We start from the raw sequence: 4,584 nt of genomic DNA, 5'->3' as shown, positions 1-4,584 counted from the left end.
AAGAGGCCAAGAACAAGGAAACAGGGAACCCCCGACCCTCTGGTCCTCCATTTACCGAAGAGCAGGAGATGCGCTATCAAACTGCGCTATTCACCGACGTCAGAAATGAAAAAAGCCCCAAACTGCGCGTCCCGGACTTTCGCTGTAGGCTTTGAAGAGTGGTCGGTGAAGAGGCCAAAACAAGGAAACAGGGAACCCCCGACCCTCTGGTCCTCCATTTACCGAAGAGCAGGAGATGCGCTAACATACTGCGCTATTCACCGACGCCAGAAACGAAAAAAGCCCCAAACTGCGCGTCCCGGACTTTCGCTGCAGGCTTTGAAAAGTGGTCGGTGAAGAGGCCAAAACAAGGAAACAGGGAAGCCCCGCCCCTCTGGTCCTCCATTTACCGAAGAGCAGGAGATGCGCTATCAAACTGCGCTATTCACCGACGCCAGAAATGAAAAAAGCCCCAGTCATTCGACTGAGGCTTTGAAGAGTGGTCGGTGAAGAGGGATTCGAACCCCCGACCCTCTGGTCCCAAACCAGATGCGCTACCAAACTGCGCTATTCACCGACAGTAAATAATGACATTTTGAGTTGCCACTATTTGAAATAGTGGTCGGTGAAGAGGGATTCGAACCCCCGACCCTCTGGTCCCAAACCAGATGCGCTACCAAACTGCGCTATTCACCGACTTTGTCAGCAGCATGCCATACAGGCTTACCACTTGAATAAGTGGTCGGTGAAGAGGGATTCGAACCCCCGACCCTCTGGTCCCAAACCAGATGCGCTACCAAACTGCGCTATTCACCGACAGTAAATAATGGCGTTTTAAGCTGCCACTATTTAAGAATAGTGGTCGGTGAAGAGGGATTCGAACCCCCGACCCTCTGGTCCCAAACCAGATGCGCTACCAAACTGCGCTATTCACCGACGAAGTAAGTAAAAAGCCTTTGAAACTCTTTACTTGAATCAGCATCACTGCTGAGGTGGCTTATAATACTCAGCCAAAGAATTTACGCAAGCAGAAATACTCATTTTTAAAAAAAACCATACTCAATTGCTCACAGAACTACCAATCAAGGCGAAAAAGTGATCGCAACCGCACTAGTTAACACAAAGTTAATACAACCCGTAAACCATTGATCCAGATCATCACAACATTTTTGCTGCATTGTTTATCTTATGACCACTATCCCGCGACCTAAAGGAATACTTATGGATTTTTGGTTAGATCTACTTTTTGGTAATGCCGTAGGCCTGTCGTCAATGATTGTTATCTTTGCCGCACTGGGATTAATGTTATTTTTTGGCGGTTACTTTGTTTACAAGGCACTGTCAGCACCCTCTCCTCACTAGAGCCATTTCGCAATGTCATCTGCTTGCGCCAGGGTCCAAATTGTCGGTTGAGGCCCTGGATTTATTTCTTTCCCACTCAAATATTAACTCCCTCCCTCATCGTTATCCTTGTTCAGCCGCCTCCGGCCGCAAAACTCTCCTGCAATTTCCGTTCAAACATGCAACTTGCAGGGACTTGGGTATATAATCGGACATATATGCCTTCAACCCTGAAACACCATGTCTGAGAACGATGAATTAGATCTCTTCCGAGAGATGATGGCTGATGTCGCTCCTATCAAACAGGACAAAGTCGAAGTCGCCCACAAACACCAAGTTACCGAAGCCCAACTCGCAAGACGCCTAGCAGCGCAGACCTTGTCTGACGGCGATCCTGAATACCTGTCTTTAGATTACGCCAAGATGGTCAAGCCCGACGACATGCTGGGGTTCAAGCGTGATGGTGTTCAGGAAGGTGTATTCCGTAAACTCCGCTTGGGTAAATACGACATCAATGCCCGACTGGATCTGCACCGAAAAACCCTGAAAGACGCCCGTGACGAGGTCGTTAACTTCCTTCGCCAGTGCCAGCGGATGGATATCCGTACTGTGATTATCGTCCATGGTAAGGGGGAGAAATCCAACCCTCCTGCAATGATGAAAAGCTACGTGGCTACCTGGTTGGAACAAATTACCGATGTGATGTGCTACCACTCAGCACTGCGCCAACACGGCGGTAACGGTGCACTCTACGTCATGCTGAAAAAGAGCCCAGAGCGTAAGCTAGAAAACCGCGAACGCCATAGCAAGCGACAGGGCTAGCCCTGCTTATTGCTATCTGAATACACAAAAAAGGAGCCTGTGGCTCCTTTTTTAGTCCCTTCATGCCCCTCATTAGGCCTGGATAACCACCCGCATTGCTAGCAGGATGAGCACCACACCAGAGAGCCTATCAATCAGTTGTGCCTTAGTCCGAAGTTTTTCCAATACTTTAGGGTTCGACAACACAAAAGCAATCAAGGTGTACCATAGGCCATCCACCAGCAGAGGCGTCGCCACAATAATCGCTCGGCTGCTAAATTCAGTCCCGACAGCGACAAACTGGCTGAACAATGCAAGGAAGAATAGTGCCAACTTGGGGTTGAGTAGTGAAATCATTGCACCGTCACGGGCTGCTTCTACCAAACTGGTCGATTTGCCTGCCGCCAATTTTGCCGCTACACCACCTTTCGAACGTAGGGCATTGACACCAAGGTACGCAAGGTAGGCCGCACCCGCATAGGTAATGACATTAAACAGGGTGGGTGACTGCTTGAGTACCACCGCAAGGCCCAGCAACGTCACCAAAGCATAGACACCAACACCAGCGGCATGTGCCCAAGACGTAACGACGCCATGCAGGCGACCTCCCGCCAAACTGTGTTTGGCAACTACGGCCAAACTAGGGCCCGGCGACATTGCCCCGAGCATACATATCATAAGTAACGAAAGCCAAATACTGAATGTCATTGTTAGTTCCTATCCGCTAGAGCTAATTGTTCTGATAGACAGACTTTAGCAAGTGAAGGTTATGCGAGGAAATCAAAAGAAATCATCTTTGCCATGATTTGAAATCATAACCAAGCCAGTGCCCACTAAATCGAATACATGGAGCCCCTCATCACCGTAAGCACCTGCTCCCGGAACCAACGGTGGGCAGGGTCATTTTCATAACGGGGATGCCAAACCAGCCAATAGCTATGCTCTGGCTTGGGGATCGGCAACGGTTTGAAAGTAATATCAAACCAAGCTTGCATGTTGCGGGCGATATGCTCGGGCAGCACCATCAACATGTCGGTGCGAACCAAGGTTTGAAAAGCAGCACTGAAGAACGGAACAGAGAACTGTACATTACGGTTTAATCCCTGCGCTTTGAGTTCCCGCTCGACAAAACTGTCTTTATCGCCCCCTGCTGACACCCGCATATGGGGATATGCGGCAAGCTGCTGTAATGACAAAGAAGGTTGATTGGCTAGAGGATGCTGGCCGCGCATCGCGCACACCGGATAATCGGAACCAATATGGGCACCACACAAGCCTTCGGGGATTTGCGGCAGCATGGTGGAAACCAACTGGATATCAAGGTCTGCCAAATGGGATAAGTACTCCGGCGACCACAAACGGTAACTGATGTTGGCCCCCGGAGCCTGCTGCTGCACCTGCTCAACAATATCGGGCAATATGTACTGGGCGACATAGTCGGAGGAAGCCAAAATCATCGGTCCGGCCCAATGCTGCGGGGAGAAATCTGGCTCATCCAGCAGCCCCTGGCAACTAGCGAGGATCTTATCGACCTTGCCCTTTAGCTGCTGCGCCTTGGGCGTCGGCAACAAGCGGTTGCCCTCCCTAATTAACAAAGGATCACCGAATAGCTCGCGCAGCTGGGTCAGCTGGCGGCTAACCGCTGACTGGGTCACACATAAGCGCTCAGCGGTGCGGCTAACATGCGACTCTTCCAGCAACACCTGCAGGGTACGTAGCAAATTCAAATTGATGTTTTGCATGGCTCCCCTTAGCTGAAAGCGGGTTTATTGAAAGCTAGGCTATTGAAAATCAGATCTTTGCCAGTGGCGCAAACTGCCCGCCGGTTAACGATAGAAGATCGCCTGGGGCTAACTCAATTTCCAACCCTCGTCGGCCAGCACTGACACAGATGGTCTCATACTGCTCGGCAGAGGCATCAAGGAAGGTCGGCAGGCGTTTTTTCTGCCCCAAAGGGCTGATGCCACCGACAATATAGCCCGTCGTTTTCTCTGCAATTTGTGGGTCAGCCATATCAGCCTTCTTGGCACCCGCCGCCTTCGCTGCCGCTTTGAGATCGAGCAAGCCGGCAACAGGCACAATCGCCACCGCCAGCTTTTTAGGGTCACCATTGAGCGCAAACAACAGCGTTTTGAACACCTGATTCGGATCTTGCCCCAGTACCTCTGCCGCCTCCAGGCCAAAGTTGGTATTGGCCGGATCATGCTTGTACTGATGGATGGTATGGGCGATTTTCTTTTTCTTGGCAAGATTAATAGCAGGTGTCATGGCCGCTCCGGTTTCGTTTCCAATTAACGACAGCCACTATAGCCCAACCCAGTTGACGCCAAAAGAAAAAAGACGCTTTGACTAATAGAGGCCCATAAATGTATGGTCCGCCCCGTTATTGCAACTACAATTTCTAATGACGGGGTTGGTTTGCGCTAATGTATTCGGAGTCACTTTTGGGTGCTCCCGCATCCC

The 4,584-nt window shown here is 50.5% G+C and carries 5 protein-coding genes and 4 tRNA genes; 2 read left to right on the top strand and 7 right to left on the bottom strand.

Annotated features, from left to right (window positions below):
* Positions 1 to 479 precede the first annotated feature (479 nt).
* From BIZ37_RS29540 to BIZ37_RS29525, 4 genes are all read right to left on the bottom strand, one after another.
* Positions 480 to 556, bottom strand: a tRNA-Pro gene (locus BIZ37_RS29540).
* Between the two features lie 42 nt (positions 557 to 598).
* Positions 599 to 675 (bottom strand) — tRNA-Pro (locus BIZ37_RS29535).
* 43 nt (positions 676 to 718) lie between these two features.
* Positions 719 to 795 (bottom strand) — tRNA-Pro (locus tag BIZ37_RS29530).
* 43 nt (positions 796 to 838) lie between these two features.
* Positions 839 to 915: transfer RNA gene (locus BIZ37_RS29525), tRNA-Pro, on the bottom strand.
* A 285-nt stretch (positions 916 to 1,200) separates the two neighbouring features.
* On the opposite strand from BIZ37_RS29525, the gene BIZ37_RS29520 reads away from it, so the two are divergent.
* Together BIZ37_RS29520 and smrA are read left to right on the top strand one after the other, a co-directional pair.
* A complete protein-coding gene (locus BIZ37_RS29520; protein WP_107300580.1) occupies positions 1,201 to 1,341 on the top strand; it encodes a DUF3149 domain-containing protein in 141 nt (46 codons plus the stop codon).
* A 219-nt stretch (positions 1,342 to 1,560) separates the two neighbouring features.
* Positions 1,561 to 2,142 (top strand): DNA endonuclease SmrA, encoded by a 582-nt coding sequence (gene smrA, locus BIZ37_RS29515; protein WP_107300579.1) that lies wholly within the window; start codon positions 1,561 to 1,563, stop codon positions 2,140 to 2,142.
* A 72-nt stretch (positions 2,143 to 2,214) separates the two neighbouring features.
* Here the strand turns inward: smrA and BIZ37_RS29510 are convergent, their stop codons facing one another.
* From BIZ37_RS29510 to ybaK, 3 genes are all read right to left on the bottom strand, one after another.
* Positions 2,215 to 2,829 carry a LysE family translocator gene (locus BIZ37_RS29510; RefSeq protein WP_107300578.1) on the bottom strand — a complete coding sequence of 205 codons (615 nt, stop codon included), beginning with the start codon at positions 2,827 to 2,829 and terminating at the stop codon, positions 2,215 to 2,217.
* Positions 2,830 to 2,954: 125 nt separating this feature from the next.
* The gene (locus BIZ37_RS29505) at positions 2,955 to 3,863 is read right to left on the bottom strand and encodes a LysR family transcriptional regulator (protein WP_187464581.1); all 909 of its coding nucleotides are present in this window, start codon (positions 3,861 to 3,863) and stop codon (positions 2,955 to 2,957) included.
* 49 nt (positions 3,864 to 3,912) lie between these two features.
* The gene (gene ybaK / locus BIZ37_RS29500; RefSeq protein WP_187464580.1) at positions 3,913 to 4,389 is read right to left on the bottom strand and encodes a Cys-tRNA(Pro) deacylase; all 477 of its coding nucleotides are present in this window, start codon (positions 4,387 to 4,389) and stop codon (positions 3,913 to 3,915) included.
* Positions 4,390 to 4,584 lie beyond the last annotated feature (195 nt).

Source organism: Photobacterium sp. BZF1, from assembly GCF_014349205.1.
Lineage (GTDB): Bacteria > Pseudomonadota > Gammaproteobacteria > Enterobacterales > Vibrionaceae > Photobacterium.
The sequence above is the reverse complement of the archived record's forward strand: the minus strand, read 5'-3'. Positions and strand labels throughout refer to the sequence as shown.